The sequence below is a fragment of the Rhizobium sp. CFBP 13726 genome, assembly GCF_014841925.1.
GTDB lineage: Bacteria > Pseudomonadota > Alphaproteobacteria > Rhizobiales > Rhizobiaceae > Neorhizobium > Neorhizobium soli.
This window is the reverse complement of record NZ_JACYUU010000003.1, coordinates 439,603-464,941: the sequence shown is the minus strand read 5'-3', so window position 1 is coordinate 464,941 and position 25,339 is coordinate 439,603. Positions and strand designations below refer to the sequence as shown.

Here is a 25,339-nt window from a genome sequence, read left to right as displayed (position 1 = left end):
GACAGGCAGGTGGCTGCCGTCCGCCTCATCGGGCGGCAGCTTGCAGCATTAGATTGCGACCGGGGAGCCTCGAATGATGATCACCTTGCAGAGTGAAGTCGAGGCAGTCAGCGGCAGGACGACAAGAAGAATGCCATGAGACGCAGATGGACGTATTCGTTGGGCCTTGGTCTTTGCGTCGCGCTCGCGGCGGGGCTGGCGATCGGGCTTGACGCTGCAGACCGCGCCTATCCGCCGCCGCTCGACAAGGCGCAAACCGTATCGGCAGAGGTGCTTGACGCGGACGGGCTGCTGCTCCGTGCATTTGCCACATCCGAAAGCCGCTGGCGTCTGAAGACCTCGATCGCGGATGTCGATCCGCGCTTCCTGAAGATGCTTGTCGCCTATGAGGACCAGCGGTTTTACCAGCATGGCGGCATTGACCTGAAGGCGATGGGCCGCGCGGCGTTCCAGCTTCTCGTCAACGGGCGGATCGTTTCCGGCGCCTCGACGCTATCCATGCAGGTCGCGCGTCTGATCGAGCCCCGGGAAGCCCGGTCCTATTCGGCAAAGCTCTTGCAGATCGCCCGCGCCATCCAGATCGAGCGCCGCCTCGACAAGCAGGAGATCCTCGAGCTCTATCTCACCTACGCGCCCTATGGCGGCAATCTCGAGGGCGTGAGGGCTGCAAGCCTTGCCTATTTCGGCAAGGAGCCGGGGAGACTGACGGTGGCGGAAGCCGCTCTGCTTGTCGCCCTGCCGCAATCGCCGGAAACGCGGCGGCCGGACCGGCACCCGCAATCGGCCATGCGGGCCCGTCAAGGCGTTCTCTCAAGGCCGGCCGTTGCGTCGCTGACGGGTGAAGGGGAAGCGGAACGGGCATCCCATGACGGCCTCCCCCGGCGAAGACTGCAATTGCCGGCGCTCGCCGCGCATATGGCGGAAGCCGCAATCCGCAAACAGCCCGGGGTGCCGCGATACCAGAGCACGTTGCAACGCGGCATTCAGCAGAAGCTGGAAGACGTCGCGAGGGAAGCTTCGGCGAAGCTCGAACCGAAAGCATCGCTCGCCATGGTGATGGCGGATGCAGTGACGGGCGAAATTGTCGCCCAGGTCGGTTCGGCCGACTATTTCGATGCCAGCCGCGCCGGCTGGATCGACATGACACGGGTGCTGCGGTCGCCGGGGTCGACCCTGAAGCCCTTCATCTACGGACTTGCCTTCGAACAGGGGTTGGTGGCGCAAGAAACGATGATCGAGGATCGGCCGGCGGATTTCTTCGGCTATCGGCCGAAGAATTTCGACATGAGCTATCAGGGCGATGTCACGGTGCGCCAGGCCTTGCAGCTGTCGCTCAACGTTCCGGCGATCCGACTGCTCGATGCCGTCGGCCCGTCGCGCCTGATGATCCGCTTCAGACGGGCAGCGGTGCATCCGGTGCTTCCGCCGAACGAGGCGCCGGGCCTTGCCATCGGGCTTGGCGGGGTCGGCATCACGCTGAGGGATCTGGTCCAGGCCTATGCTGCTCTCGCCAATGGCGGCCAGCCGGTTCGCCTCGGCAACGGTATCGACACCATCGCGGCACGGCTGGACAGCGAGCCATTGCTGGAGCCTCAGGCGATCTGGAATGTAACGGACATCCTTTCGGATGTGCTGCCGCCAACCGGAAGCCGCCGCCTCGGCATCGCCTACAAGACCGGCACGAGTTACGGATACCGCGACGCCTGGTCGGTGGGTTATGATGGACGCCACGTACTGGGTGTCTGGGTCGGCCGGCCGGACAATGGTGCCGTGCCGGGCATTGCCGGCTACCAGACAGCGGCGCCGATCCTGTTTGAGGCATTCGCCCGCTCCGGCGTCGCGATCACACCGCATCCATCGCCACCATCAGCCACGGCCCGGCTGGCGCAATCGGACCTGCCGATGGGCCAGCGGCGCTTCTCGATGACAGCAAGCGGTCTGATCAGCGCCTCGACCCGCGAGGCCGCTCCGCAGATCGTCTATCCGCCCGAGGGTGCCAAAGTGGATCTCGGCGCCCAAACCGGCGAGATCTCGCCGCTGGTGCTGAAACTGCAGGGCGGCCGCCCGCCGTTCCGCTGGCTGGCCAACGGAAAACCCCTCACCGATCTTTCCCGCCGCCGCACCAACAACTGGTTACCCGAAGGCGCGGGCTTCTCGACACTGACGGTGATCGATTCCGCCGGCCGGGCTGCAACCGTGCGGGTGTTCGTGGAGTGAGGGCGGGTTAGGCCAGGAGTGAACCGGACCGAGATCGGAATGATCAGGCCCGTCAGCTTGTCAGCCGTACACGGCCCACGATCTTGCGAAACAAGACATCCATTGCCTCGCTTATGCCATCGGTCGGACTGACCTCGAAATAGTAGCCTTCCGTGGCGCAAGATTGCATCTGCGTTGGAATTTCCTTCTGAAAGGGTGCGATCCACTTCTTGTAGAAACCGTCTTTGGGCAGAGGCAGATAGGTCGTGTACAGGACTGCGACCTTTATTCCGCGCGCCTTCAGGGCGTTGCAATGACTGGCATTCAACGGCTCCATGCAACGATCGCCGTTGGATGACGAGAGCTTCTTTGTACAATCGGAACGGTATGCGTCTCCAACGCCGTCCGCGACAAGGAAAACGATTGGCTGTCTATCCGCCGAACTGCTCCCGTCACCGACGGTTTTGATCTTTTGGCCGATCTTGGACAGTATTTCATTGTAGTCGGTCTGCCCGTTCGGCGACGAATGGCTCGGAACGCTCATCAGCTCAATCATCTTCGTGGCCTTTGCCACTGAGGTGAAATTGCTCGTCGGCTCGGAAACGGTGTATAACTGGGCATCGGCAGAGGTTTGTCCGAACGTATAGGCACCGATCTTGAATTGGCCTGAAACGGTCTGAGTCTCCTGCGCCGTTGTCATGAGCGCGGAGACCGCCTCCGCGACAACGTCGATGCGGATGGTCGCGCCAACTTCTTTGGCGAGATAGTAATAGCTGTTTTTGTCGGCGACACCGCTCGTCGAAACGATGTGGCATGCAAAAGCGCAGTTGGCGTCCTTGCCTTTCCCATCCGATCCATTCTTCGTTGCAGCTTCCAGTTTCGCCACGTCTTCGGCAGTCGCGCCGACCCCCATCGATGGCGTGTTGTCCAGCAGCATGTAGAAATCCAGAAAACTCGGTATCAGGTAGGCTGCGGTCGCTTGCCCCGAAATCGCCATCTCGTCATTGCCGAGGATCCGCGTAAAGGTCGTGGGTAGAGTGGCGGCGTATTTCAGTCTCGATGTGACGACACCGTCGGACTTTACCAGCTCCAGCTTGACGTCGATCAGCAGGCTCGACAAACCTTCCATGTTGTCCCCATATCTGGCCGACAACTGAGATTTGAAGATTTTCTTGGCTTCGGTGTCCGCGATGGCGACAGTACCATCCTCGGCCATTTTCATGGCTTTTGCGACCGCTGCGGATTTTTCGGAGACTGCAGCAAGTACCGCAGCATCCGCAGCGGCATCGAGATAGGATTTTGCCTCCAAAGCGCGTCCGAAATCGATTGCCAAACCGACACTACCGATCAAAGGAACCATGATAAGGCCGGTGAGCACCCCGAAATTGCCCCGGGTGCAGGAAAAAATAGACCTCAATTTTGCAAGCATAAACCGCAATCTGCCTTTTAGTTTTTTATAGCGGCATCATGCTGCAGTTCGATCAGAGCATTCGATCAGCTCCCACCGTTTCAAATGTTTGTTACTAAAGTAGCTAATTGAAATTGTTAACGAAACGTGTTTTTGCAGCGCCTGATCTCGTGGCCAGTGGTGGGGAACGGGAGGCCGCTCACCAAAGAAGTCGGCCGATCCTTGTGGAGTCGCGTTTTTGACGAACAACAGCGGAGTGGTAGAGATGCCCGGATCTGCAAAGACGAGAAAAATCGCCTTCAACTGGACTCGATCAACACAGGCATTTTCTCGAAAAAAAAGGGTGCCCGGAGGTGGCCAAACTGGCCGGCTTCGGCAAAGGAACAGTGCGCTTGACGCTCGAACTTGCGCGGATCTCGGGGGACCTGAAGATCATACGGCGACAAGCTGATGGCTACACAAACACCGTTGTACTGCCTAGTTCTCAAAACCGTAGCCAGTAGAAACGGTTATTGCAGTTCTTTTGGCGTCACTTCTCTAATTTAAGAAAATCGAGATCTCCGAAATAGAGCTTCGATTTTTCTCCGATTAGCTGCTGAAGGTAGCTCGTCTGCACGATAATATGTTGTGAATTGCTGTCTATAAAAGAGGCGAGGTTCTGCAGATTGCTAATCATCGCATCGACTCTATCGCTGGGGAGCGACCACCGTCGTTCGATATAATCCTCGCGCAGGTGGTTGTAGCGCTCAACCAGCGAAAACATCGACCCGTATTCACTGTAAAGCCACATAGAAACATTAATCAACTCCTGCGAGTTCAGACGCATGAGCGCTTCGAGTTGCGTCAGTTCTGGACGAAAAGCGGGTGTGAATTGTAGCGTGTGCGCAGCCTGCCATAGCTTGAAATCAGGCGGATTCATATTCCGGTAATTGATGAGTTGTTGCTGCACATTTTGCATGTCTGCCATGATGCGCATGGTAGTCATGATGGTCAGTTTAAGTCTGTCCTTTAGAAGCTTTTCTTCCTCGCTCGCTCTATCTTCCCGTTGTTCTTGAAGAGAGAGCTTCTGTACGAGAAAGCTTGCTATGCCGCCGACGATGGCTCCGATAAGAGCACCGAAGACGGCCGCAAAGATATTGGTTAAAGCTTCTGGAGAAATGTATGTTTGCCACGTTGGCGCACAAGCCGGCCAATGGGCTACGCCAGTGCTGCATGCGGCGCTCACAAACCGATCCCATATGCCGCTCATGCAAACCCGCACACGAGTACCAAGCCTCTGTCGGTACCAGAGGCTGCCTCGTTGTTTATTGATTTCATGAACGCGTTCCAGCGCGCCTCGTGCTGCGCTTTGTCCATCAGCATGACATCCGGCGGAAAATCCAGCTAACTGCGCCGGAGATGGCCGAAAAATCGGCGTTGTCGCTAACAATGGCAGCTAGTGTCGTGACTATACCGAACAACAGGAAGAGGACGCCCCTTATAAGGCTACGCGAGGCGCTTTCGTGCGCTCGGTCTGCATAGTTGTGGCCCGCGTGCTCCTGATTGCTGTGACCATTGAGGAAAACATTCGCGTCTTTTTCAGGAACGGCAGCCTTGAAATGTTTATCAAAGTCAAAGCGGTCTACGAGACTTTGGTATGCGTGTGCTTTGTAGGTCTCGTGGTTGAACATTGCAGCCATCGTAGATGCTGCGAAGCCTAGTGCGACTAGGAACGCGGTCGCTGACACTAGCAACAGCCACTGCGCCCAAAATGAAGGAGACTTCGTCGCAATGTACGTCGAAAGCGTTATGAGCCCAGCGCCAGACCCGGTGGAGACCGAAGTTATGATTTTCGATAGCCAGTCGTCCGCTTGCCTCTGGTGATCCGATCTTGCGGCGGACGCTTCCTCTCTGCTCAGGAACTGATCGGAGACTTTCATTGGATACCGAGATGGTCAGCCATTATTCCTCGCATGGCGTGTTGCGTCCATGTTGCGTGGACTAGCCAAGTGTGGAGGAAACTGCCCGGAAATCAAGGGAATTGGCGCGCAACAGTGCGCAACATGAGTAGACACCGAGCTGAATGTCAAACTTACATTAAGACACTGTATTTCTCGAAGAAATAATGGTGCCCGGAGGCGGATTTGAACCACCGACACGCGGATTTTCAATCCGCTGCTCTACCAACTGAGCTATCCGGGCATCCGGGCTTTATGCAAGCCGTTCCGGTCCTTGGTTGACCGGCCGGGGTTTGTATCCCCGGGAAGCGAGCGGGGTTATAACATCTTGTTCGGCCATGTCCAGCACCCCGGACGACTTTTTTGAAAGGTTTGTGAAAAACCTGATTTCATGAGCGAAATCAAAGGCCGAACCGGACGAGGATCTAGTCCTCGTAGTTGTCGGCTTTGCTTTCATCGTCGGCCACGGGGATGGCGTAGCTGCCCTGCAGCCAGCGGGAGAGATCCAGATTGCGGCAGCGGTCCGAGCAGAAGGGATAGTGTTCGCGCGCGGAAGGGCGGCTGCATTCGGGACAGGGCCTTGCCTTGCGCAAAGGCTCCACCTTGCCGCCTGTCGTGATGTCCTTGTTTGAAGTTTCAGCCATATCAGGCCTCCTTCTTAGGTCTTCAGCCTTGCGGCCATGCGCCGGCGACGTCAAAACCTTCGCCAGCCAGCAGACCCGTCACTTCATGAAGCGGCAGGCCGACGACGTTGGAATAGGAACCGACGAGTTTCTGCACGAAGGCGCCGGCGATGCCCTGGATCGCGTAAGCCCCGGCTTTTCCCCGCCACTGGCCCGATGCGATATAGTTCTCGATCTCGCGGGTCGACAGTCGCTTGAAGCGCACCTTGGTCTCAACCACCTTCTGGCGGAACTGGCCGCCCGGCGTGACAAGACAGATGCCGGTATAGACCCAGTGGCCGCGGCCCGACAGAAGATGCAGGGCGGCACTGGCGTCCTGCGTATACTCCGTCTTTTCCAGGATGCGGCGTCCGACCGCCACGACCGTATCGGCAGACAGGATATAGCTGTGGCGCCAGGCGGGATCGTTGTTGACGGCGGCGAAGGCGGCCTCCGCCTTTTCCGTCGAAAGACGACGCGCAAGCGAACGCGGATGCTCCACCCGCTTGGGTGTCTCGTCGATATCCATCGGCATCAGCCGGGCCGGTTCGATGCCGACCTGATTGAGAAGATCGAGACGACGCGGCGAGCCTGAGGCCAGGATGAGCTTTTGTTCGATCGCCATGGGGACCCGTCTTTGCCGCGAGAAATTCTTACTTGAAGCGGTAGGTGATGCGACCCTTGGTCAGGTCGTAAGGGGTCATTTCGACAAGAACCTTGTCGCCTGCCAGAACGCGGATACGGTTCTTGCGCATGCGGCCCGCGGTGTGGGCGATGATTTCGTGTTCGTTCTCAAGCTTCACGCGAAAGGTCGCGTTCGGCAACAGTTCGACGACAATGCCCGGGAATTCAAGAACTTCTTCTTTAGCCATGTATTGGTTTTCTTTCTGTGTTGAAGGTCGGGCAGGCCGAAATCTGATCAGCCGCCTCGAAATTTGCGCGGAAACTACACAATCGCGTCCGGTTTGTGAACCTCGCTTGACAGCGATTCTTGAAGACCGTCAATCGCCTGCCGGAGGTGGCCTGCGAATGGGCCTCATCCGTCGGTCAATCAGCTTCCACAGATGCTCTCGCACCTCGCGATAAGCGTCGAGAACCTGCTCGCGCGTGCCGGTCGCAGCCGTCGGATCCATGGTCGGCCAATAGACCACATCGACGGCGTTCGAACGGGTGAGTTCCAGCGCCGCGTGATGGGCCTCCGGCGTCAGCGTCACTATCAAATCGAAGAAATCATCCTCAAGGTCATCCATCGTCCGCGGCTTGTGCTGCCGGTTGCGGTTGAGCGAAAGGCCCACCTCTTCCAGAACGACATCGACGAAGGGATCGTGCTCGCCGGAACGGACGCCCGCCGACTGGATGTAGATATCGGGCTGCAGCAGGCTTTTTGCAATGGCCTCCGCCATCGGCGAACGGATGGAGTTGAAACCGCACATGAAGAGGATCGCGGTCGGAATGCCGATCGTCTGCTTCCTTGTCGGTTCGTCATCGGCCGCCATGGTCTTCAGCCGCGCCAGTAGAGCACGCAGACGAGCGTGAACAGCCGTCTTGCGGTATCGAAGTCGATGCGGATCTTGCCGTCGAGACGATCCATCAGGGTTTGCGAGCCCTCGTTGTGAATGCCGCGGCGGCCCATGTCGATCGCCTCGATGCGCGATGGCGTGGAGGTCTTGATCGCCTCGTAATAGCTTTCGCAGATCATGAAGTAGTCCTTGATGATCCGCCGGAACGGCGTCAGCGACAGGATGTGGACCGCAACCCCCTCGCCCGCTTCGCCCGTGATGGTGAGCATCAGCTTTGCCTCGACCAGCGAAAGCTTCAACGTGTAGGGGCCGCCTGCATGGCCGACCGGCTCGAAGGCGTTTTCCTCGACAAGGTCGAAGATGGCAACTGCCCGCTCATGTTCGACATCGGGCGTCGAGCGCCCGATCGAGTCGTCGAGGACGACATCCGAGAGCCGGAAGTGCCCTTGTCCCATCCCTAGCCCTCGTCTTGCGGAGGATGGGCGTTCATGCGGATGGCGACCGAACGGGCGTGTGCATCGAGCCCTTCCGAATGGGCGAGCGTGATGGCGGCCGGCGCCAGTTGCCGCAGCTGATCGGGTCCGAGCCTGAGGATCGACGTGCGCTTGACGAAATCGAGCACACCGAGGCCGGACGAAAAGCGTGCCGAGCGTGCCGTCGGCAGAACGTGGTTGGAGCCGCCGACATAATCGCCGATGACTTCAGGCGTGTGGCGACCGATGAAGATGGCGCCGGCATTGCGGATGCCGGCCATGAGCGCATCCGGATCGGCAACGGCCAATTCCAGATGTTCGGCGGCAATGCGGTTTGCCAGCGGCAACGCGGCTTCGAAATTCTCGACCAGGATCACAGCGCCGAAATCGCGCCAGCTCGCGGCGGCCGTTTCTGCGCGCGACAGTGTCTTCAATTGTCGCTCGACGGCTGCCTCGACCGATTTTCCGAATTCGGCATCGTCGGTGATCAGGATCGACTGGGCACCGGCATCGTGTTCGGCCTGCGCCAGAAGGTCGGCGGCGATCCAGTCGGGGTCGTTGTCCTTGTCGGCCAGAATCAGCACTTCGGATGGGCCGGCGATCATGTCGATGCCGACGATGCCGAAGACCTGGCGCTTGGCGGCCGCCACATAGGCGTTGCCGGGACCGACGATCTTGGCGACCGGCGCAATCGTATCGGTACCATAGGCAAGCGCTGCTACGGCCTGCGCACCGCCGACGCGGTAGATTTCCGTAACGCCCGAGATGCGTGCCGCGGCAAGGACGGCCGGGTTGATGGTGCCGCCACCGGCCGGCACGACCATGACGACGCGCGGCACGCCGGCAACCTTTGCCGGCACCGCATTCATCAGCACGGAGCTTGGATAGGATGCCGTGCCGCCCGGCACGTAGAGGCCGACGGCTTCGATCGCTGTCCAGCGGGAGCCGAGGCCAACGCCGATCGCGTCTTCGTAGATATCGTCCTTCGGCATCTGGCGGGCATGATGCTTTTCGATCCGCTCGGCTGCGAACTTCAGCGCGTCGATCACCTTGCGGTCCGTTTCGGCGAAGGCCTTGTCGACCTCCTCATCGGTCACGCGGATGCCGGTCGCTGCAAGATCGATGCCGTCGAAGCGTTTTGAATAGTCGACAAGTGCCGCGTCGCCGCGGGCGCGCACGTCATCGATGATGGCGTGCACGACGGCGTTCACATCCTCGGAGACTTCCCGCTTGGTCGAAAGAAAAGCGGAAAAGCGTGTCTCGAAGTCCGGTGCTGTCTGCTCAAGCCAGAGTGCCAAGCGGATATTCCTTCCCGTTCCATGCCATGATCACAAGGCCGGTCAAGGATGGCGCGGCCTCGTTGCGGTTTCCCATGCGCCGCCGATATCTGCAAGAGCAACTTCGATGCATTCGACATCGAGAGCAATGGTGCCGCCGCCGGAAAGCATCAGTTCCACGGTGCCATCAGGCCCCTCGCCCTTGGCCATGAAGCGCACGGCGAGAAGCGACAGGACATCATCCTTGCGGTTGCGGTCGATACCGGTCGAACGGACTGCTTCCACGCGCTTGAGGACGAGCGCTGCACGGTGCCGCTCGAACCCCTTTTTCTTCTCGCCGGCCTTTTCCCAATCAAACCTGTTGGCAGCCAGCGAGAATATCTTTTCCGACGCCGACCACTGCACGTCGGACAGCTTGAACACCGCATCCTGCATATGGGCAGACACGATCCCCAGATCGTCGGTATCGAGAGCCAGAAGCTTGAGCTCGGTCATGCGCGTCCATTCCGTTCCTGGGCCGCGATGTGGGCCCCGTTGTTTGATGGTCTGGAGATAGGATGGCGCATGGCAAGAAGCAACTATTTCGGGAAGTCGGCAGAGAGCGTCGTGTCCTTCCAGGCAACGATCTCGTCGCGGCGTTCCGAAAGCTTGGCGGTGATGCCGGTATAGGCAATTTCGCCGAGCACGAGATGCCGCGGAGGGTTGGACGCCTCGACGACCTTGATCATGGCTTCGCCAGCACGGACAGGATCGCCCGGCTGCTGGCCGCTATAGCCTGCCGTCTGCGACAGACGGGCGCCTGCGGTATCCTGATACTCGTCGATCTTGACAGGCGTCTGTTTCAGCGAACGGCCGGCCCAATCCGTCCGGAACGGACCCGGTGCGACGCAAGTGACCTTGATGCCAAGCGCTGCAACTTCGGCGGACAGCGCATCAGAAAAGCCTTCAACGGCGTGCTTGCTTGCCGCATAATAACCGGAGCCCGGGAAGCCGATAAAGCCGGCCTGGGAGGTGATGTTGAGAATGTGGCCCTTGCGACGGGCGCGCATGCCGGGCAGCACCGCCCGCGTCATGGCGAAAAGGCCGAAGACATTGGCATCGAACATGCCGCGGATCTCGTCTTCCTCGCCTTCCTCGATCGAGGCCTGGTAGCCGTAACCGGCATTGTTGACGAGGACGTCGATGCGCCCGAACTTTTCCTCGGCAGCGCTGACAGCAGCTGCGATCTGGCCTTCGTCGGTCACGTCGAGATCAACGGCGAGCGCATTGTCGTGGCCTGCAACGAGATCAGCAAGCCTCGCCTTGTCGCGGGCCGTGACGACGGTCGGAAAGCCCTTTGCAATTGTCAGCTTGGCGAGTTCCAAGCCGAAGCCGGAGGAGCAGCCGGTGATGAACCAGACGTTGGAAGATGCATCAGTCATAAAAATATCTCCGATGGAAAAGCCGGATCATGAAAATGAGGCGGGGCGTGTTGGATGACAATACCTGACATAGGCATGAAAAAAGGGACGGCAAGGTATCCCCCTGGCCGCCCCTCATCCCTCGAAACATGCGGCCTCTTCAGGCCATATTGCTCAGTCGCTGACGCGTTCGACGATGGCGCCGCAGCGTGTCAGCTTTTCTTCAAGACGCTCGAAACCACGATCAAGATGGTAGACGCGGCTGACGATCGTTTCGCCTTCGGCCGCAAGGCCGGCAATGACGAGCGACACCGATGCGCGAAGGTCTGTTGCCATCACTGGCGCACCCTTCAGCTGCGAAACGCCTTCGATCCGCGCCATCTGCCCGGACAGCGAAATGCGCGCACCGAGACGGGCCAGTTCCTGCACGTGCATGAAGCGGTTTTCGAAGATGGTTTCGGTGACATGCGAAACGCCTGACGACATGGTCATCAGCGCCATGAACTGTGCCTGCAGGTCCGTCGGGAAGCCCGGGAAGGGTTCGGTGACGATATCGACCGGCTGGATCCGGTTGCCGTTCCTGACGACACGCAGACCGCTTTCGGTTTCGGTGATCTCGGCACCGGCAAGGCGCAGCGTATCGAGCGCATTTTCAAGCAGCGAGGCCTGCGTGCCTTCGAGCACCACATCGCCGCCGGTCATGGCAACCGCCATCGCATAGGTGCCGGTCTCGATCCGGTCCGGCAGGACGCGGTGACGGGCGCCCGACAGTGAGGCCACGCCTTCGATGGTGATGGTGCGCGTGCCGGCGCCACTGATCTTGGCGCCCATGGCCGTCAGGCATTTTGCGAGATCGACCACTTCCGGTTCGCGGGCGGCGTTGTCGATGACGGTGGTGCCGCGGGCAAGGGTTGCCGCCATCAGCATGACGTGCGTGGCGCCGACCGAAACCTTGGGGAAAGTGTAATGTGCGCCGACAAGGCCACCCTTGGGGGCCGACGCGTTGATATAGCCGGCATCGACCTCGAGGATGGCGCCGAGCGCCTGCAGGCCTTCCAGGAACAGATCGACCGGACGCGTGCCGATGGCGCAACCGCCCGGAAGCGACACGCGGGCCTTGCCTTCACGCGCCAGCAGCGGGCCGATCACCCAGAACGAGGCGCGCATCTTGGAGACCAGCTCGTAAGGAGCGGTCGTATCGACGATGGTGCGGCAGGTGAAATTGATCGTGCGCGAATAGCTCTCGGCCTGGCTTTCGCGGCGGCCGTTGACGGAGACATCAACGCCATGATTGCCGAGGATGCGCAACAGCTGTTCGACATCGGCCAGATGCGGCACGTTTTCGAGCGTCAGCGTATCGCTGGTCAGAAGCGACGCAATCATCAGCGGCAGCGCGGCGTTCTTGGCGCCCGAGATCGGGATCGTGCCGTGAAGCTCGTTGCCGCCGGAAATTCTGATGCGATCCATGGTGTGGTAACTCTTTCTCTCAAGCGGCCGGGTTTGCGTCTCTAGACCAAACCTTGTCCCGCTTCAATCCGTGATGAAAACTGCGGATGAGAGCAAATCGTGCCACAACCCGTTTATGCACTGCAAAGACTATGATGATTCGTCCGTTTTTGCGGCAGAGGGCGAAGACGCCAGCAAACCTTGCGTCTCGTCCGCCTCGCCGGCGCGCCGCGCGCGCGACTGACCTTTCCGCCGCATCAGGTTTTCCCGCAATTTCGCAGCGGCACGCTGCTTGCGATCCAGCTCACGCCGCTCGGCTTCGCTCAACGGTGCGGCCGGCGCCTGGCTATCCAAGGTTTCTGGTTTTTTAGACATGGCTTCTCCTTAAAGAAAAAGCCCGACACACGAAAGCGCCCCGGGCGTTTTCCCGGATGGTTCTCCAAGAAGTTAGATTTTGCTGCTTGCACTTGCCCCGAACCTATGGCAATAGCCCCCTCGCTGACGACACGAACCCGAACGTCCGCAGATGCTGCTATAGCTCAGGGGTAGAGCACTCCCTTGGTAAGGGAGAGGCCGAGAGTTCAAATCTCTCTAGCAGCACCACTTTTCCTTCCATCCATTATAATTAGTCTGCCAGTAATTTTCGGACAGTCGTACGACCTAGCGCGACGCGAAGTTTCGCTTCGTCGCGTGCGCAAACTACCAGCCGTTTCATTGTCGATTTCGCGTGCGACCACTTTGGTTCGCCGGAGAACCTGAAGTCGTAGAAGGCCACCTCCCCCTCCCCGCCTAGCCACGACACCCAACATACGGCAGCAGCAGGTTCATCTGCTCACTCATGACGCCCGGACTGTCGCGTGGGGGATCGACGGTTTGCTGGTTGGTGTTGCCCCAGACGCCGCCGCCGGCCCAGTAGGTGGCGCCGAGGAAGATGTCGGGGCGGGCCATCATGGCATCGAGCAGGTCGCGCAGTTCCCGTAGAGAGCCTTCGGTTCGGCCGGTGGCGAATTCGCCGATGAAGATGCGTTTTCGATGTTGGGTCGCCCAGTCTGTGGCGCTTTTCAGGATCCGTTTTCCGATGCCTTCGGTGACGATCGGGTTGGAGCCGCCAAATCCCTTGTCGAGATACTGGTGCATGTCGAAGCCGCAATTGTCGGCGGGATCGAATGCCTGCAACATCACGGTGCCGTTCGAGGTCTTCGTCCAGGAATGGGCGCCCGTCCAGGCGATGCCGGAAAACAGCACGGTTCCCGTTGCGCCACGCCGCCTGATTTCGGCGCATGCGGCGTTCTGGGTGTTGAGGTTGAGAATGGGATCCTGGTCATGCGGCTCGTTCATCAGCCCGTACCAGACAAGGCTGTTTTTCCCGTAACGCTGTGCCAGCTCGCCCCAGAACGCCGCGTAGCTTTCGAGCGTTGCAGCTGACGTGCCGTCTCCGATGACGATCTTATCGCGCCTTCCGTAGTCATGCATATCCAGGAGGACAACCGCACCCTCGCCCACTGCCCGGCCGACCAGACGATCGAGGCCCTCAAGTGCCGCCGGCTCAAGCGGTTTTGCAATATCGGGCTGCAGGCGGTTCCACTTGAAGGGGATCCGAAACACTTTCACGCCCAGCGAGAGGTAATAATTCAGGTTCTCCAGGTGAGGCCACTTCCAACGGCCGCCAATCATCTCGAACTCAGCACCGGCCAGGTTAACCCCGATCAGCGGGCACGTTCCCGTTCGGGCACCTACGGAAGGACCTGACGACACAACCGACGCCGCAAAGGCGCCAGCGCCGAACAACAAAGATCTTCTTGAGCATTCATTCATGTAAGACGCCTGTAATAAAGATTTTATTATAATATTGATGCACTAAACAATCAACAACTTACGGATTTTTGTGCAACACCTCAGCGAATTCACACTACAACACCCATATTGAATTCCATTATACGATTAACCTAGCGATTAGTTTTGTTTAATGAGGACTCAGCAAGAGCATATCCATGCTGTAACCACGATTCGATGTCGTGCTACTCGACATTTCACTGATTAGCAGCGGTGATAGACGGCATGCGCGGGTGTCCGGCGACAGCAGGAGTGGGAATGCGAGTGATATTCGATCTGACGCTTGCCACGCGCAAGCCGGAGATTACCGGTGTCGAACGTTACGGGATCAATCTATTCGAGGCATTCCGGAAAATTTGCCCTGGCAGCACGGCCTATGTCATGTCGACGTCGTTTTTTTCGAGCGACGACAACCTGGTCCTCTGCCAGCATCCTTTGATGGCCTGGCTCACTTTGCCGTTCAGACTGGCATCTTCCAGTTACGATGCGGCCGTCTTTCCGAGCATGCCGGCAAGTCCGCTCTCCATATCATCCAGACTGCCCCTCTATCGCATCATTCACGACGACTTCCCCTGGACAAGGGGACAGGAGATGCCGATCAAGGGGCGCCTTCTGTTTCGGGATGTGGAGCGCGCCGTTTCATCCCGATACCGCGCCATCTTTGCGCCAACCGGCTACTCGGCGGCAAAGCTTCGTCCGATCTTTCCCTCCCATGATGTGAGCGAGATCGGCAACGCCCCCGCGCTGCCGTTCAACGGCGAATTGTCCGAGATCGCGGAACTGCGGGGCAAAGACTTCGTCCTGAGCGTGGGGACGGTGGAGCCCCGAAAGAATTACGAAAAGATCATCGACGTCGCGGCAGCGCTTCAACCGCACAATGTCCTGTCGGTCGTTGTTGGTCGCAGCGGTTGGGGAAATATCGCCACCGATCTCGACCGGGCGAGCAACGACCCAACGAGCAACATCCGATGGATGAAGGACATATCCGACAGCCAGTTGCGGTGGCTTTACGCAAACTGCCGGTCGTTCCTGTCTTTGTCGCATGACGAGGGGTTCAATATGCCGCTCGTCGAGGCAGGGTCGCTGGGCTGCAGCATTGTCGCGTCCGACATCGCCATCCACCGGACTGTTTCTCCGCCATGGGGACGGCTGGTCTCGCCGGGCACCCCCGCTGATGAGATCGCGACTGAGATCATGACGGCTCCGCGAGCGACTGAGAGCGCGTATCTTGCCTACAGAGCCCGGTATTCCTGGGATTTTATCGCGGCCAACCTGCTTTCGAAAATCCAGGCCCAAAGACGCACCGGAGCACGGTCCCATGCCTGAGCACCAGTTGACCATGCTCTGGCATGAAGCCGGAAACTCGCACTACCATGACCGATTTGTCGAGCTTTCGAAGGTCGCCAATCTCACGGTCATGGGGCCAAAAACCTTTCAAGGCACAACGTTCGACCCTGAGAAATTCCGCTTTCCGGTGAAGCTGTTTAATTCCGTCTTGTCGTCGCACTGGCTGACATTCATTCCGAGCACCATCGCTTTCTACCGGGAAGCGCGACGGGCGGACATTCTCTACGTTCATGAGGAACCGCACTCGCTTGTCGCGTTCCTAAGCGCCACCCTGCGTCTCGGGCGGCCGATGTACATCGAAAGCTCGGCCATCAATCTCAAGGGAAACCTCTCCGGATGGAATGTCCTCGAGCGGTTCGTCTATAAAACAGCGACCAAGATCATTCCCAAGAACCATGAGGTCGCCGATGTCCTTCACAGACGGGGGGCTCCCCGGAGCAAGATCTCAAGCCCCATCGGTAACGGCGTTTCAAAGTCGTCGTTTTCGATCGTCGATAAGTCGGCGGCACGTTCTGCGCTTGCGCAAAAGTATCCGCAGGTCTCCGATGCATTCAAGAAGGGCGGTCTCGTTCTCGGCTATGCCGGGCGGATCTGGCAGCCGAAAGGGATAGAGATCCTGGCGCAGCTTGCACAGGAGCTCCCGGTCACGATCCTCGCCTGCGGGCCGGTCGCAGATGATTATCTTGTCGATACACTCGTTGCGGCAGGGGTAACGGTTCTTCCCAGTCTTCAGAAGGAAGATCTGCGGACCTTTTACAGCGCGCTCGATCTCTTCATTCTGCCGAGCCTCTCGACGAAGAACTGGCGGGAACAGTTCGGCCGTGTCTGCATCGAGGCGATCTATTGCGGGACGCCGGCTGTCGGGTCCCATGTCGGCGGCATTCCGATGGTGATCGGCGCCAGCCAGACCTTCGAGGCAGGCAATATCGAGCAGGCCAAGGCACTGCTGACCAAACTTTCAGACGAGGCGGAGCGGGCGGAAATCCTGCGGTGGCAGACCGCCCATGTCGATCAGAATTTTTCCTGGGAAGCGATTGCAGAGCAAGTTTTAGCCGTCACACACTTAAAGAGATAAATGCAATGACCGAAGACCGACTTGGGTCCAGAGATAAAATATTCGGTTTATCCTTTTACGAATATTCCGACGACGCTCTCGTAGAACAGGCTGTTTCTCCCCTTTCCGAGACGGACGGGGTAAAACTGGTCGTCACTGCGAATACGGATCACGTCTCCAACCTGTACAAAAATGCTGAATTCAGACGTGCTTACGACAGTGCGTGGTCAGTCACGATCGATGGCATGCCCGTCTTTCTCTATGCGAAACTGTGCGGCGCGGCCGTCAAGCAGCGGATACCAGGCGCCGATCTCTTTCCCAAGCTGCTCGATGCCCTGACAGACAAGAACCATCGGCCGTTCTTCGTCTGCTCGAGCCAGGCGACGGCGGACGGGCTGGCAGTCCAGATGACGGCACGTGGCTTCACGGAGGCCGGCTTCGGCTACGCGATACCGCCGTTTGGTTTTGAAAAACAACCCTCTCATACGCGCGACCTGCTGAGCGCGATCCGCGACAACCGCACAACGCATCTGTTCATGGGTATCGGCGCGCCCAAATCCGAGATTTGGGTGAATCAGAACAGATCCGCGCTTGGGCACCTTTACGCCTTCTGCTTCGGCGCGGCTCTCGAATTCACAGCCGGCACCAAGACTCGAGCGCCAAAGGTTTTCCGTCTGGTTGGAATGGAATGGTTTTGGCGAGTGGCCACCGAGCCCCGTCGCTTGTTCAAACGGTACTTCATCAGTTCCTGGGGCTTTTTCTCAGCCGTTGTCGCCGATCTGAACCAATCCAGAATAAGCTCGTAGGTGGCCCGATGTATGATGTCTCCGTGATCATTCCAGTCGTATCAAAGAGCAGTCGTCTGGCGCGCACGCGCGAAGTGGTGCGGCGATTGCAGGAGCAGAGGGCGATCGCGCTTGAAATCATCATCGTGATGCAGGGGTTCGACGAGACCGAAACGATCGGCATCGACGGTGTGAAAACCATATTTTCGCGCGTGTTCAGCTCGTCGCATTCCCGAAATGTCGGCGCCTGTCACGCGACGGCCGATCTCATCTCGTTTCTGGATGACGACACATTCCCTGCCGCGAGCGATTTCTACCGCAGGGTGAAAACCATTCTCGATGTCGGCGCGGTCGATTTCGTCACCTGCAACATCGTCTCGAACGGCAAGCGGCTGGCTGCAAGCCGGATCGAAAGCGATGTCCAAATCAACAGGCAAACCATCATCGGCAACATGTGGGAACCGGGGCTGACGCTTCGCCGCAAGACGTTTTTAAAATTCCAGTTCGATGCCACGCTGGGTATCGGCGCCATTCATGGATCGGGAGAGGGCTTCGATCTCGGGGCACGTTTGGTCGATGCCGGCCTGAAGGGCAAGCGGTTGGCCGGCCTGGAAATCGACCATCCGCCTTTGCCGTTGAACTCCGAATTCGATGTCCAGCGCACGTTCTACTACTCGCTTGGCAACGGCAGCTCCCTGGTCGCCAGAGGGTTCCACAAGGCCTATGCAAAGCAACTCTTCAAGCAGGTCGCAAAGACGGTGCTCTATCCATGTCTCAACAGGTGGAGCGAGGCGAAGCTTGCCCTGCTGCGGCTTGCCTGCCTGCTGATCGGGCCGGCGATCCCGCGCGGCGTTCCGAAGATCATTCCAAACCAGTTGGCGAAGGACCTGATCGACGGTGAAATCCGCCCGTTCCCTGGGGTGGAACCTCGGATCGACCGGGCCACAGCCTAGACCATTCGCTTGACGCGACCGAAATCTCACCGATCGGCTTCACATGTCCTATTTGAAACTGGCAATCAAGGGTACGAGCTGGTCGCTTGCGCAGGTGCTCGTCGAGCGGCTGACGCAGACCGTGGTGTTTCTGATTGCGGCAGCCCTGCTCGGGCCGCATGAGTTTGGTGTCGCAGCGCTTACGACCGCGCCGGCCGTGATCATCGCGTCCACCCTGCAGTCCGGAAGCCAGGTCGTGATACAGCGGCGACTGCTCGACGATGACTTCGTCAGTTCGGTCTTCGGTCTCTTCCTTCTGCTTGGCCTTTGCGGCTCGGCGCTACTGTTGATAGCGAGCGCCCTTCTCCGCCACCTGGAAACCTTCTCCGGCCTCAGTGCCATGGTTGCCGTGACGTCGATCGCTCCCCTTGTCTCAGCGCTCGCGGTCGTGCCGGAAGGACTGCTCGCGCGAGATTTCGCCTACAAGGTACTGGCGGTCCGAAAGTCGGCCGGGTTGCTTGTGGGCGGGATTGTCTGCTGCGCGCTTGCGTTTTCGGGGTTCGGCGCCTGGAGCATCGTTGCAGTCGTCGTGATAACGCCGATCGTTGCGGCGATGGTCAGTGTTGTGGCGGCGCGCTGGAAGCCAACGGCCATGCCGACGCTGATCTCGATGCGGTCGACGCTGAATTTCTCGTTCGCCGTAATCGGAATGTCGGCAGTCACGCAGATCAACGTGCGCTCTGCCGATGTGGTGGTCGGTTTGGTCGCGACACCGACAGCGACGGGTGTTTTTCGGCTATCACGCACGGTGCTTGATCTCGCATCAAGCCTGTTTCTCAATCCGATCAACAACATCCTGCTCCCAATCTTTTCGAGGATGGGTGAGGATCGTGACCGGATGATAAGCACGATGTGGAGGTCATGCGCGGTAACAGGCCTTGTTGCCGCGATACCTTTTGTCGCTTCCGCGTTTTCAGCGCCCTATGTCGCATTTATGTTTTTTGGAGACAGGTGGCCACAACTGCCCGAAACGATAACACTGATGCTGGTGGCGCTACCGTTCATTGCGGTTGTCGTGCCCGTGCAAACCTTCCTGGTTGCAACAGGACACCCAAGCTTGGCATTCCTGAACAATGTTTACCAGGCACTTGCTGATGTCGCGATGATTGCAGTCGGAGCATATTTCGGGATTTTTTGGGCAGCAGCAATGTTCAGCCTGAGATTCTCTCTGACAGCGTTGTTTATTCTCCTGGCCGTGCAGAAACGATTCAGTGAGATCAACGCGTTTGATGGGATCAAAACAACATTTCCGGCGCTTGTCGCGATTGCGATCGTATCAACCCTGACCGGGTTTCTATGGCTATGGCAGCTCGATCTCAAACACTTATCAGTCGCTGTATCATTTAGCGTTACGGCCTCTCTGGCATACGCATTGATATGCGCGTTCGTATTTCACGATCGTATCCGGCCACTTCTTGAGATCTGGAAGGCGCGGCGCGTTCGTGCGCCGACTGCTGCCTGATCTAAAGCCCGGCTGTCTCGCAGGCTGGCCTTCGTCTCGAGGTCCTGGGGAAGGTTGGTGGTCTGATACGGTATCATCGTAACCGTCGGGGCGTCCGACCTGATCGATCAGGACATCACGCCGGTGGCTGACGAGTGCGACCCTAGTTTACCATTGGTTAGCAACAAAGGTCGGGCGGTCGTCGGATGGCCCGATCTTGACCCAGATCCTAGGGCTGTTCTGCGATTGCATCATGATCCAGGTCAGGTCAGTCTTCTTCCACGGCTTGATTTCAGAGAACCGGTTGTCCAGCACCAGGTCGCCGGCGGATGTCTTTGCAACCAGCACCGCATGTCCCTCTCCGGACCGCGTTCTTGCCACAGCCATTCTCAGCGATCCGGAAGGCCAGCCTAGGGAGATGAGGTGTTTGCGCTTCGTGAGCGCGTAATCTTCGCAATCGCCTGACGCCACATCAATGCTCCACTCGTCGGAGCCGTCGGCATCATTGACGGGACGGACGGTGCGATTGATGCCTGAATTCACCGAAAGCAGTTGCGCCTTGCGATCATCAGTCAGTTCGACGATGCCGTCGCCGCCGGTATCGGCGCACTGTTCCTGATTGCTACGGCAGAATTTCGCAAAAGCGTAAGGTGCAAGCGCAAAACCACTTTCCTGGATGCGCTGCATTGAGCCTCTCACATCCCGCAGAATGCCGACAGGGCCAGCCGCCATCGTTACCGATGGAACTGCGAAAAACGCCAGAGTCATGACTATCGAATGCAGTTTCATGGCACGTCTCCATGTGGAATGGAGAGTAATTTACCTGCATTCGTTGTATATCACGTTTTGAGAAAGTGTAAGATTTTAATCGTCGTGCAGATTAAATTTTTCTGTTTAAGAACTACTGCAAACATCGATTTGCTGATGGTTCAAGGAACTGCTCCCATCAGGGCAACAAAAAAGGCCGGAGCGAATACACGCACCGACCTCCTGCATCGCTCTCAGCCACTGCGCCAGTACATCCGTGGTCGCCGACGAAAACAATGTTGTAGCCACGATATGGTAACTCGATCCAGATTTTCAACAGGAAATCGGGATCAAAAATGGGGGCAGCAGCTCAATGCGCTGCCCCTCATCACCTCAAAAGGCTAGACGCCCTCAGTAAGGCGAGTTGCACTGTGCGCGAACGCCGGCACGTGGCACGTAGCTGTTATCCGATGCACGGTAGCTGCGGTAGCGGTCGGCACACCACTGGACGTGAGCACGGGTACCTGCGCGGGCCGGGCGACTTGTCACGGCACCGCCGATGATTGCGCCTGCGCCGAATGCTGCGAGGGGATACCAGAAACCATCGGAATGGCGGCGATAGCCCGGACGGCGATCACGGTATCCACGGTGGCCCTGGTGCCAGCCCCGACGATCACGCATTTCCCGGCGTTCGCGCATGTCACGACGGTACTGGACATGTTCGACATCGGATACCTGAGGCGACTTCACCATCGGCAGGGGTGCGGCAGTCGCCGGGACAAGCGAGGTGAGGCCCAGTGCCACCGCAAGCGACGACGCGGTCAGAAACTTCGTAACAATATTCATATTAGTTCTCCGTGTTATGGAGAGACAACACATTGACGCAACAGGGAGTTCCCTCATCACGCGAGAGTGAGGCCCGCGTTACAGGTGTTTCCAACCTTGAGCGAGCGCGACAACGGGAACAGCGGCCAATACATCGTTTAAATCTTAAATAAGCATTCTCCGCTATTTCTGATTGTTCAGAGCGTGCGGAGCATCCCATGGGCTTTTACGGCAACCCCTTCGGCTACGAGTATCAGTTCCCAAACAGGCTTACGCCGTCCCTGGACAAGGACGTCGTCAGCGTGGTTGACACCACCGCGGTTGCCGCGCTTACCGTCAATACAAAGTCGCTGTTCCAGCTGAAACTGCAGGACAACTCGATCCGCTTCGAGTTTACCCAGTATGCCTTGTGGACCTCCGGCTACAAGCCGACCTCAAGCGACACCGCCAGCGCTGTGCACTTCAACGGGCCGGTGTTTACCGATATCAACAACAACCTTTCTCCGATCGTCGGCGTCTCGATCAAGAGCAATATTGCCGGCCTCGACAGCCGGGACGTTTCGTTCGACTACAACAAGATTGCGATCGACTTTACCGGCATCAAGGCGGGTCCGACGTCGTACATCACAGTGTCCGTGACCTTCAATGAACCCAAGATCGGGGGTGACGGCAACGACGTGCTGAACGGATCGCGTTACGCAGACATCATGTCCGGCGGCAAGGGCGACGACAAGCTGATGAGCAGCGCCGGCGCCGACAAGATGGACGGTGGTGCCGGAACCGATACCGTTTCCTACGCCAATGCCACAACCGCAGTGGTTGCCAGCCTCGCCGCGCCGGAGGGCAATACGAACAATGCCAAGGGCGATACCTATACCTCGATCGAAAACCTCATCGGTTCGCAGTATCGCGATGTGCTGACGGGCGACCAGGGCGCGAACGTCCTTTCCGGCGGCCTTTCGAACGATCGCCTGACAGGCGGCGAAGGCGCGGACAGTTTCGTGTTCGACACGCGACTGAACAAGAAGGGCAATGTGGATACGATCACGGATTTCTCCGTCGCGGATGACACGATCTGGCTCGACACGGATATATTCACAAAGGCCGGCACGGTTGGGGATCTCGCATCGGATGCATTCCATAGCGGCACCGCGGCCAGCGACGCATCCGACCGGATCATCTACGACAAGGCGACCGGTCGTCTCTACTACGACGCCGATGGAACCGGGAAATACGGGCAGATGCTGTTTGCCATCGTCGACAAGGGCCTCAACATCACCGCAGCAGACTTCGACATCATCGCCTGACCGTATCCGGCACGAGGGTGCTTACGCCGCCTGCTGGACGAAATGGCCCGGCGAGACCTCGAGATAGGTGCGCTTCGGCGCCACGTAATCGAGCGGCCTCACGGGGCTCTTAATCTCTTCGGACAGTGGCGGCGGCGTCTCACCGCGGCGTGAGGGGTCGGGAACCGGCACGGCCGAGATCAGCCTGCGGGTATAGGCGTGCTGCGGATTGTCGAAAATCGCCGCACGCGGCCCGATCTCCACGATCTCTCCAAGGAACATGACAGCGACCCGGTGGCTCATGCGCTCCACGACCGCCATGTCGTGGGAGATGAACAGATAGGCCAGACCGTGCTTTTCCTGAAGCTCGAGCAGCAGGTTGGAGACCTGCGCCTTGACCGTGACGTCGAGGGCCGAGACGGCTTCGTCGGCGACGATGAATTTCGGCTCCAGTGCCAGAGCACGCGCGATCGAGATGCGCTGGCGCTGACCGCCGGAAAACTCATGCGGATGGCGATCGGCCATTGCCGCCGAAAGCCCGACCTGTTCCAGCAGTTCTGAAACACGCGCCTTTGCCTCGCGCTTGCCCATCATTTTATGCGCAAGGATAGGTTCGGCAATGGCCGAACCGACGGTGATGCGCGGATTGAGCGAGGCAAACGGATCCTGGAAGATCATCTGCGAATTGCGACGCATGGTTCGCAGATCGCGCGTGCCGGCCTTGGTCACATCCTGGCCGTCGATGACGATCGAGCCGGCGGATGGATTGAGCAGACGAATGATTGCGCGTCCGGTCGTCGACTTGCCGCAACCGGATTCACCGACCAGCGACAGTGTTTCACCGGAGCGCAGATCGAAGGATACGTCTTCCACGGCATGGACGCGACCATTGGGCAGGTCGAAACGGACCGCAAGATTCTCAACCTTGAGGATTGGTGCGACGGACTGGGAAACCGGTTTCATTTCGCGGCCGTCGGTCGCCACGCCCGTCGCAGGATCGACTTCGGGAAAACGCTTGGGCGCCAGGCACGCGCCCATCGCGCCGAGGCGCGGGATCGAGGCGAGCAGCGACTTCGTGTAGATCGCCTTCGGGCTTGCAAAGATCTCGGTGGTCGGACCGGTCTCGATCATGTCGCCGCGGAACATCACGACGGTGCGGTCGGCGATCTCGGCCACCACGCCCATGTCGTGGGTGATGAACAGCACGCCCATGTTTTCCTCGCGTTGCAATTCGCGCAGCAGGTGGAGGATCTCGGCCTGGATGGTCACATCGAGTGCCGTCGTCGGTTCGTCGGCGATCAGCAGTTTCGGACGGCAGGCAAGCGCCATGGCAATCATCACACGCTGGCGCATGCCGCCGGAGAACTTGTGCGGATATTCGTGCAGCCGCGCCTTGGCGGCGGGGATGCGGACCCGCTCCATCAGCCGCACGGTTTCGGCCTCAGCTTCTCTCCACGACAGGCCGCGATGCAGGACCAGCGCTTCGGCAATCTGGTTGCCGATCGTGAAGACCGGATTGAGCGAGGTCATCGGCTCCTGGAAGATCATGCCGATCGACCCGCCGCGGACCTTCCGCATTTCGGATTCGCTTGCGGCCAGCAGGTCCTTACCGTCGAGCAGGATTCGGCCCTCGGTGCGCGAGCGTCCCGGCGGCAGGAGCCGCATGGTGGAGAGCGCTGTGACGCTTTTGCCAGAACCGCTCTCGCCGACGATCGCCACCGTCTCACCGGCATCGACGGACAGGCTGATGTTGCGGATGACGGCCTTCCATCCTTCCGGCGTCTTGAAGGAGGTCGTCAGGTTTTCGACCGACAGAACAGGCGGGGTCGTTTTTACTGTGGCGGTCATGATCAGCTCTCCTTCGCCAGCCGTGGATCGACAAGATCGCGCAGGCCATCCCCCAGCAACTGCAGGGAGAGAACCGAAAACACGATGGCAAGGCCCGGAAAGACCATCAGCCACGGAGCGTTGTTCATGTATTCGCGCCCCGAAGCCAGCATCGTGCCCCAGGTCGGCATGTCAGTGGAAACACCGACGCCGAGGAAAGAGAGGCTCGCTTCCGCCAGCATCGCCGAGGCGAAGACGAAAGTTGCCTGCACGAGGATGGGCGATGCGAGGTTGAGGAGAACGTGGCGGAGCAGGATCTGCCATGTGGGCAGACCCATGGCCACAGCTGCCTCGATATAGGGCAGTTCGCGCAACACCAGCGTCGAGCCGCGGATGATGCGGGCAAGACGCGGCGCGTAGGTGATGCCGAGCGCCAGGATGACGGTCGTGAGCGACGGACCGAGTGCCGCGACGAGCGCGATCGCGAGCAGGATATCGGGAAACGACATCATCGCATCGAGGAGGCGCGAAATCGGCGCGTCGAGCTTGCGGAAGAAGCCGGCAGCGACACCCAGAATGACCCCGAGAACCGTGGAAATGGCGACCACGCCGAGGCTGACCATCAGCGAGATCCGGCCGGCGAAGATGGCGCGTGAAAAGATGTCGCGGCCGAATTCGTCGGTGCCGAAGAAGTTCGACATCGACGGCGGCTTCAGCTTGTTGACGATCGACAGCTTGTTTGGCGCGTAAGGGGCGACCCAGGGCGCAAGCAAAGCTGCCGCGACAACGACCACGAGAATGATGGCGCCGGCCAGCATCGCGCGGTTTCCGAACAGGCGGCGAAGGCTTGACGCGAAGGGCATGGAGAGGGAGGCCATGGTGT

The 25,339-nt window shown here is 59.0% G+C and carries 25 protein-coding genes and 2 tRNA genes; 8 read left to right on the top strand and 19 right to left on the bottom strand.

Translation table 11 applies throughout. From position 1 onward, the window contains the following. Positions 1-135: 135 nt before the first annotated feature. Positions 136-2,217 carry a penicillin-binding protein 1C gene (gene pbpC / locus IFT66_RS16275; RefSeq protein ID WP_192078229.1) on the top strand — a complete coding sequence of 694 codons (2,082 nt, stop codon included), beginning with the start codon at positions 136-138 and terminating at the stop codon, positions 2,215-2,217. A gap of 52 nt (positions 2,218-2,269) precedes the next feature. Here pbpC and IFT66_RS16270 read toward each other — a convergent pair whose 3' ends face one another. The 14 genes from IFT66_RS16270 to IFT66_RS16205 form a co-directional block, all read right to left on the bottom strand. Then, positions 2,270-3,625, bottom strand: coding sequence for a pilus assembly protein TadG-related protein (locus IFT66_RS16270; protein WP_192078228.1), 1,356 nt, complete (start codon positions 3,623-3,625; stop codon positions 2,270-2,272). 508 nt (positions 3,626-4,133) lie between these two features. Next, a complete protein-coding gene (locus IFT66_RS16265) occupies positions 4,134-4,853 on the bottom strand; it encodes a hypothetical protein (protein WP_192078227.1) in 720 nt (239 codons plus the stop codon). A gap of 106 nt (positions 4,854-4,959) precedes the next feature. Then, positions 4,960-5,283, bottom strand: a complete 324-nt coding sequence (locus tag IFT66_RS16260; protein WP_192078226.1) for a hypothetical protein — start codon at positions 5,281-5,283, stop codon at positions 4,960-4,962. Positions 5,284-5,709: 426 nt separating this feature from the next. Then, positions 5,710-5,785, bottom strand: a tRNA-Phe gene (locus tag IFT66_RS16255). Positions 5,786-5,966: 181 nt separating this feature from the next. After that, positions 5,967-6,185, bottom strand: coding sequence for a DNA gyrase inhibitor YacG (gene yacG / locus IFT66_RS16250; protein WP_062579059.1), 219 nt, complete (start codon positions 6,183-6,185; stop codon positions 5,967-5,969). A 22-nt stretch (positions 6,186-6,207) separates the two neighbouring features. Continuing rightward, on the bottom strand, positions 6,208-6,828 hold the full coding sequence (locus tag IFT66_RS16245) for a Maf-like protein (protein ID WP_062453855.1): 621 nt from the start codon (positions 6,826-6,828) through the stop codon (positions 6,208-6,210). Positions 6,829-6,856: 28 nt separating this feature from the next. After that, a complete protein-coding gene (gene infA / locus IFT66_RS16240) occupies positions 6,857-7,075 on the bottom strand; it encodes a translation initiation factor IF-1 (protein ID WP_062453856.1) in 219 nt (72 codons plus the stop codon). Between the two features lie 129 nt (positions 7,076-7,204). Further along, positions 7,205-7,636 carry an arsenate-mycothiol transferase ArsC gene (locus IFT66_RS16235; RefSeq protein ID WP_062454876.1) on the bottom strand — a complete coding sequence of 144 codons (432 nt, stop codon included), beginning with the start codon at positions 7,634-7,636 and terminating at the stop codon, positions 7,205-7,207. Positions 7,637-7,704: 68 nt separating this feature from the next. After that, a complete protein-coding gene (locus tag IFT66_RS16230; protein WP_062453857.1) occupies positions 7,705-8,178 on the bottom strand; it encodes a UPF0262 family protein in 474 nt (157 codons plus the stop codon). Between the two features lie 2 nt (positions 8,179-8,180). Further along, positions 8,181-9,494 (bottom strand): histidinol dehydrogenase, encoded by a 1,314-nt coding sequence (gene hisD / locus IFT66_RS16225; protein WP_192078225.1) that lies wholly within the window; start codon positions 9,492-9,494, stop codon positions 8,181-8,183. Positions 9,495-9,536: 42 nt separating this feature from the next. Next, positions 9,537-9,968, bottom strand: a complete 432-nt coding sequence (locus IFT66_RS16220) for a DUF2948 family protein (protein WP_174195606.1) — start codon at positions 9,966-9,968, stop codon at positions 9,537-9,539. Positions 9,969-10,051: 83 nt separating this feature from the next. Next, positions 10,052-10,894 carry an oxidoreductase gene (locus tag IFT66_RS16215; RefSeq protein WP_174195605.1) on the bottom strand — a complete coding sequence of 281 codons (843 nt, stop codon included), beginning with the start codon at positions 10,892-10,894 and terminating at the stop codon, positions 10,052-10,054. Between the two features lie 153 nt (positions 10,895-11,047). Further along, positions 11,048-12,340, bottom strand: coding sequence for a UDP-N-acetylglucosamine 1-carboxyvinyltransferase (murA, locus tag IFT66_RS16210; protein WP_192078224.1), 1,293 nt, complete (start codon positions 12,338-12,340; stop codon positions 11,048-11,050). Positions 12,341-12,469: 129 nt separating this feature from the next. Next, positions 12,470-12,694, bottom strand: coding sequence for a hypothetical protein (locus tag IFT66_RS16205; protein WP_192078223.1), 225 nt, complete (start codon positions 12,692-12,694; stop codon positions 12,470-12,472). A 153-nt stretch (positions 12,695-12,847) separates the two neighbouring features. On the opposite strand from IFT66_RS16205, the gene IFT66_RS16200 reads away from it, so the two are divergent. After that, a tRNA-Thr gene (locus IFT66_RS16200) sits at positions 12,848-12,922 on the top strand. A 186-nt stretch (positions 12,923-13,108) separates the two neighbouring features. On the opposite strand, the gene IFT66_RS16195 is transcribed toward IFT66_RS16200, so the two are convergent. Then, complete coding sequence (locus IFT66_RS16195; protein WP_192078222.1) at positions 13,109-13,993, bottom strand: glycoside hydrolase family 5 protein; 885 nt, start codon at positions 13,991-13,993, stop codon at positions 13,109-13,111. Between the two features lie 417 nt (positions 13,994-14,410). Between IFT66_RS16195 and IFT66_RS16190 the strand changes: the two genes are divergently transcribed. The 5 genes from IFT66_RS16190 to IFT66_RS16170 are packed head-to-tail and all read left to right on the top strand — an operon-like array spanning position 14,411 to position 19,792. After that, positions 14,411-15,478, top strand: coding sequence for a glycosyltransferase (locus IFT66_RS16190; RefSeq protein WP_174195583.1), 1,068 nt, complete (start codon positions 14,411-14,413; stop codon positions 15,476-15,478). After that, positions 15,471-16,574: a glycosyltransferase family 4 protein gene (locus tag IFT66_RS16185; RefSeq protein WP_192078221.1), complete on the top strand. Its 1,104-nt coding sequence runs from the start codon at positions 15,471-15,473 to the stop codon at positions 16,572-16,574. The genes IFT66_RS16190 and IFT66_RS16185 overlap by 8 nt, the downstream gene beginning before the upstream one ends. 5 nt (positions 16,575-16,579) lie before the next feature. Further along, positions 16,580-17,359 (top strand): WecB/TagA/CpsF family glycosyltransferase, encoded by a 780-nt coding sequence (locus tag IFT66_RS16180; RefSeq protein ID WP_192078220.1) that lies wholly within the window; start codon positions 16,580-16,582, stop codon positions 17,357-17,359. 8 nt (positions 17,360-17,367) lie between these two features. Next, positions 17,368-18,291 carry a glycosyltransferase gene (locus tag IFT66_RS16175; RefSeq protein WP_192078219.1) on the top strand — a complete coding sequence of 308 codons (924 nt, stop codon included), beginning with the start codon at positions 17,368-17,370 and terminating at the stop codon, positions 18,289-18,291. A 43-nt stretch (positions 18,292-18,334) separates the two neighbouring features. After that, positions 18,335-19,792 carry an oligosaccharide flippase family protein gene (locus IFT66_RS16170; RefSeq protein WP_192078218.1) on the top strand — a complete coding sequence of 486 codons (1,458 nt, stop codon included), beginning with the start codon at positions 18,335-18,337 and terminating at the stop codon, positions 19,790-19,792. 147 nt (positions 19,793-19,939) lie between these two features. Here the strand turns inward: IFT66_RS16170 and IFT66_RS16165 are convergent, their stop codons facing one another. Next, complete coding sequence (locus IFT66_RS16165) at positions 19,940-20,458, bottom strand: transglutaminase-like cysteine peptidase (protein WP_062454880.1); 519 nt, start codon at positions 20,456-20,458, stop codon at positions 19,940-19,942. Between the two features lie 471 nt (positions 20,459-20,929). Continuing rightward, positions 20,930-21,364, bottom strand: a complete 435-nt coding sequence (locus IFT66_RS16160; protein ID WP_192078217.1) for a BA14K family protein — start codon at positions 21,362-21,364, stop codon at positions 20,930-20,932. A gap of 197 nt (positions 21,365-21,561) precedes the next feature. Here IFT66_RS16160 and IFT66_RS16155 point away from each other — a divergent pair, with 197 nt between their 5' ends. After that, complete coding sequence (locus IFT66_RS16155; protein WP_192078216.1) at positions 21,562-22,650, top strand: calcium-binding protein; 1,089 nt, start codon at positions 21,562-21,564, stop codon at positions 22,648-22,650. 21 nt (positions 22,651-22,671) lie between these two features. Here the strand turns inward: IFT66_RS16155 and IFT66_RS16150 are convergent, their stop codons facing one another. Then, on the bottom strand, positions 22,672-24,477 hold the full coding sequence (locus IFT66_RS16150) for an ABC transporter ATP-binding protein (RefSeq protein WP_192078215.1): 1,806 nt from the start codon (positions 24,475-24,477) through the stop codon (positions 22,672-22,674). Positions 24,478-24,479: 2 nt separating this feature from the next. Beyond that, the gene (locus IFT66_RS16145) at positions 24,480-25,334 is read right to left on the bottom strand and encodes an ABC transporter permease (protein WP_425503199.1); all 855 of its coding nucleotides are present in this window, start codon (positions 25,332-25,334) and stop codon (positions 24,480-24,482) included. Positions 25,335-25,339: the final 5 nt, after the last annotated feature.

What these genes read in the sequence shown, in the direction of transcription:
- IFT66_RS16180 (WP_192078220.1), top strand. Translation starts at nt 16,580, where the DNA reads ATGACCGAAGACCGACTTGGGTCCAGAGATAAAATATTCGGTTTATCC.
- IFT66_RS16230 (WP_062453857.1), bottom strand. Translation starts at nt 8,178, where the DNA reads ATGGGACAAGGGCACTTCCGGCTCTCGGATGTCGTCCTCGACGACTCG.
- IFT66_RS16195 (WP_192078222.1), bottom strand. Translation starts at nt 13,993, where the DNA reads ATGATTGGCGGCCGTTGGAAGTGGCCTCACCTGGAGAACCTGAATTAT.
- IFT66_RS16245 (WP_062453855.1), bottom strand. Translation starts at nt 6,828, where the DNA reads ATGGCGATCGAACAAAAGCTCATCCTGGCCTCAGGCTCGCCGCGTCGT.
- IFT66_RS16235 (WP_062454876.1), bottom strand. Translation starts at nt 7,636, where the DNA reads ATGTGCGGTTTCAACTCCATCCGTTCGCCGATGGCGGAGGCCATTGCA.
- IFT66_RS16270 (WP_192078228.1), bottom strand. Translation starts at nt 3,625, where the DNA reads ATGCTTGCAAAATTGAGGTCTATTTTTTCCTGCACCCGGGGCAATTTC.
- IFT66_RS16190 (WP_174195583.1), top strand. Translation starts at nt 14,411, where the DNA reads ATGCGAGTGATATTCGATCTGACGCTTGCCACGCGCAAGCCGGAGATT.
- IFT66_RS16185 (WP_192078221.1), top strand. Translation starts at nt 15,471, where the DNA reads ATGCCTGAGCACCAGTTGACCATGCTCTGGCATGAAGCCGGAAACTCG.
- IFT66_RS16145 (WP_425503199.1), bottom strand. Translation starts at nt 25,334, where the DNA reads ATGGCCTCCCTCTCCATGCCCTTCGCGTCAAGCCTTCGCCGCCTGTTC.
- IFT66_RS16260 (WP_192078226.1), bottom strand. Translation starts at nt 5,283, where the DNA reads ATGGCTGCAATGTTCAACCACGAGACCTACAAAGCACACGCATACCAA.
- IFT66_RS16155 (WP_192078216.1), top strand. Translation starts at nt 21,562, where the DNA reads ATGGGCTTTTACGGCAACCCCTTCGGCTACGAGTATCAGTTCCCAAAC.
- IFT66_RS16160 (WP_192078217.1), bottom strand. Translation starts at nt 21,364, where the DNA reads ATGAATATTGTTACGAAGTTTCTGACCGCGTCGTCGCTTGCGGTGGCA.
- IFT66_RS16265 (WP_192078227.1), bottom strand. Translation starts at nt 4,853, where the DNA reads ATGAGCGGCATATGGGATCGGTTTGTGAGCGCCGCATGCAGCACTGGC.
- yacG (WP_062579059.1), bottom strand. Translation starts at nt 6,185, where the DNA reads ATGGCTGAAACTTCAAACAAGGACATCACGACAGGCGGCAAGGTGGAG.
- IFT66_RS16215 (WP_174195605.1), bottom strand. Translation starts at nt 10,894, where the DNA reads ATGACTGATGCATCTTCCAACGTCTGGTTCATCACCGGCTGCTCCTCC.
- IFT66_RS16165 (WP_062454880.1), bottom strand. Translation starts at nt 20,458, where the DNA reads ATGCAGCGCATCCAGGAAAGTGGTTTTGCGCTTGCACCTTACGCTTTT.
- IFT66_RS16175 (WP_192078219.1), top strand. Translation starts at nt 17,368, where the DNA reads ATGTATGATGTCTCCGTGATCATTCCAGTCGTATCAAAGAGCAGTCGT.
- IFT66_RS16220 (WP_174195606.1), bottom strand. Translation starts at nt 9,968, where the DNA reads ATGACCGAGCTCAAGCTTCTGGCTCTCGATACCGACGATCTGGGGATC.
- IFT66_RS16170 (WP_192078218.1), top strand. Translation starts at nt 18,335, where the DNA reads ATGTCCTATTTGAAACTGGCAATCAAGGGTACGAGCTGGTCGCTTGCG.
- IFT66_RS16205 (WP_192078223.1), bottom strand. Translation starts at nt 12,694, where the DNA reads ATGTCTAAAAAACCAGAAACCTTGGATAGCCAGGCGCCGGCCGCACCG.
- IFT66_RS16150 (WP_192078215.1), bottom strand. Translation starts at nt 24,477, where the DNA reads ATGACCGCCACAGTAAAAACGACCCCGCCTGTTCTGTCGGTCGAAAAC.
- pbpC (WP_192078229.1), top strand. Translation starts at nt 136, where the DNA reads ATGAGACGCAGATGGACGTATTCGTTGGGCCTTGGTCTTTGCGTCGCG.
- infA (WP_062453856.1), bottom strand. Translation starts at nt 7,075, where the DNA reads ATGGCTAAAGAAGAAGTTCTTGAATTCCCGGGCATTGTCGTCGAACTG.
- murA (WP_192078224.1), bottom strand. Translation starts at nt 12,340, where the DNA reads ATGGATCGCATCAGAATTTCCGGCGGCAACGAGCTTCACGGCACGATC.